The following is a 2446-nucleotide window of genomic DNA, read 5'->3' as shown; positions in this document are numbered from 1 at the left end:
CGGCGCCCGGATCCGCTTCGGCATCGAACCCCGCCGCCCCTACACCGTCCGCGCAATCTCGGAGCACTTCGTCGTCTGCACCCGCCAACGCGACTTCGCCACCACAGGGGAGTTCGTCTACACGGTCATCGACTGGCGGAACGGAATCCGCGGCCCGGTCAACGTGATCGGGCAAAGCGTGGACGTGAGCACCGATGAGCGGTGCCGCGATCTCCTCGACGACCTCGAAGCCGGCCGGTGGGAAATCAGCCACCGCAACCGCGTCCAACTCGACATTCTCGACCGGGGCGAGTCACGAGAGACCACATACCCTCGAGCAGCTCTCTCACGGTGCTGCGTCGAGACTCGATGGCATGAGGAGTGGAGACAATCCAGCACTCGTCGCCTCATCGTGTGCCGGACTGGTGGGTGTGGACATGTGATCGATCGGTACGATCCGCTTCGTGTTCGTCGGGGAATGGGCACGGAGTTCATCGGAGGGGATCGTCGATGTCAATGTTCGCTGGCTCGCCAAGAGGCACACGTTGAGGCGACAGTCCGTACTGGCCGTCGCCGTGTGCATAGGCGGGATAGTTCTCACTGCCGCACCCGCCGCCGCCCTGCCTGACGACATGCACCCGGCGGGCGCGTTGCTCGCCGAGCAGCCTGTCACCGCTGCGGTTCTCCCAGTCGGTGCCGCGGATACCAGCGCTGTCATCCGCTATTCCACCTTGCGTACCGCGACCGAAGCCGGTGAGTCCACCGGATCGGTGTTCCTGCCACAGGGCGCACCACCTGCCGGTGGATGGCCCGTCGTGTCCTACGCGCATGGCAACGTCGGAATCGACGACGAGTGTGCACCGTCGGTCACCGGATCCAGTGACGTCGAACGGGAATTCATGCAGCACTGGCTCGCCGCCGGATATGCGGTCGCGGCCACCGACTACGCCGGGATCGGCACCGACGGAGTCAACGCGTACACCGATGGACCCGCAGCCGGCGCCAACGCCGTTGACATCGTCCGCGCCGCCCACCAGCTCTACGGCGACCAACTCAGCGACCGATGGATCGTCACCGGCCTGTCCCAAGGCGGTCACGCCAGCTACTTCGCCGCCCACCAGGCCACCACCCGCACACCCGAACTCGACTTCCGCGGCGCAATCGCCGTCGCCGCCCCCACCCACCTCGACCAGCTCTTCCCGCTGGCCGGACCGAACTTCCCTTCCGTGCCGGTCGCCGGGATCGCCCACTACGTGCTCTACACCCTCGCCGGACTCGACGACGGCCGCCCGGAACACGGAATCCGTCAATATCTGACCCCTACCGGAATCGGGTTGATGGAAAAGGCGAAGGCAACCTGTAGCAACGACCTGAACGAATATCTGAGCGCTCACCCGGTTACCGTTGCGGAGCTGTTCACCACCCCACTCGACTCCCCGGATCTACGCGGTGTGCTCGACCAGATGCAGCATGTCCCCACTGACGGGTTCGACCGACCTATCCGGGTCGTGCACAGCCTCGCCGACACCAAGGTCCCGATCCCGCTGACCTGGGCACAACTCACCGAAATGCGCTCCGGCGGTGTCGACGTCGAGTTCCAGCAGCTTTCCGGAACGGACCATGCCCACACCCTCACCGCCTCGATGCCCGAATCGCTGGACTTCGCCGCCCGCGTACTGCACTGAGCGCACCCGCCACGCGGAGGTGGGGTCTGGTTGCGGGGGCCACGCCGACAGCACGAGAATGGAATGAGATGACCTACGCCGATATCACCGGGGTCCCGCATGCCGACAGATATCTGTTCGGGATGACGTCCTGGTGGCTGTCGTCCCTGTCCTCACGGCCGCGGTGGTGCACCGCAGCCCGATGGGGCACCGCCCGGCGACCCGCGTCGCGATCGGATACGGGGCGCTCGCGATCGTCGCAGCTGGGTCCGCAACGCTGACAACTCCGCTCAGCGTGCCGTGGGCTGCGACGGTCGGCGTTGCAGTGGGTCTGGTGCTGCTGTGCAACATTGTTCTCGGTGTTGTCACCAGGTCCGCCGCCCAGCGAGGGGCGAGCGAGGAGCGGTGATCGGTAGTCCGCACCGATGAGCGGGAAGTGTCTGGAGCTGACATGTCGAATGAGTTTGTTGAGCCGCGTGCTGCTCTGCGAGACCTCCGACGGCGCGGTTCCGACGGTAGGGCAGCCCCGCCTGCCAGTGGTCGCGGCAAACCAACGCGAGCTCTGGGGTGGATCCACCAAGGCAGCTGACTCTCACACTGCCAGAGGCTCGCTGAGGATCACAGGTCCCACAACCCCAACAACGCGGACCTAAGGCCAGGGGAGCGGACGTAGTGGTCGGTCCGCAGCCGTGACCCGGGGTGCCCGAGATCGGTCAGCGCCTTCTCGGCGCCTGGGAGGGGGAGCGGGGACAGGCCGGTGCGCAGGCGCAGGAAGTACAGAACCGCTCCACCGGACCGCGGGA

The 2446-nt window shown here is 66.3% G+C and carries 3 protein-coding genes and 1 pseudogene; 2 read left to right on the top strand and 2 right to left on the bottom strand.

The features are described 5' to 3' along the window. On the bottom strand, positions 1-268 hold a 268-nt coding region (locus QM841_RS42790), incomplete at its 3' end, for a hypothetical protein (RefSeq protein ID WP_283336781.1). A 175-nt stretch (positions 269-443) separates the two neighbouring features. Between QM841_RS42790 and QM841_RS42785 the strand changes: the two genes are divergently transcribed. Further along, positions 444-1664 carry an alpha/beta hydrolase family protein gene (locus QM841_RS42785; RefSeq protein ID WP_283336780.1) on the top strand — a complete coding sequence of 407 codons (1221 nt, stop codon included), beginning with the start codon at positions 444-446 and terminating at the stop codon, positions 1662-1664. 133 nt (positions 1665-1797) lie between these two features. After that, entirely contained in the window at positions 1798-2052 is a 255-nt protein-coding gene (locus QM841_RS42780; RefSeq protein WP_095870747.1) for a hypothetical protein, read from the top strand. 209 nt (positions 2053-2261) lie between these two features. Here the strand turns inward: QM841_RS42780 and QM841_RS42775 are convergent. After that, positions 2262-2446 (bottom strand): annotated as a pseudogene (locus tag QM841_RS42775) (phosphatidylserine/phosphatidylglycerophosphate/cardiolipin synthase family protein); the annotation flags it as partial.

This window comes from Rhodococcus sp. IEGM 1307, from assembly GCF_030056915.1.
Lineage (GTDB): Bacteria > Actinomycetota > Actinomycetes > Mycobacteriales > Mycobacteriaceae > Rhodococcus_F > Rhodococcus_F opacus_D.
This window is presented reverse-complemented; position numbering and strand designations above follow the sequence as displayed.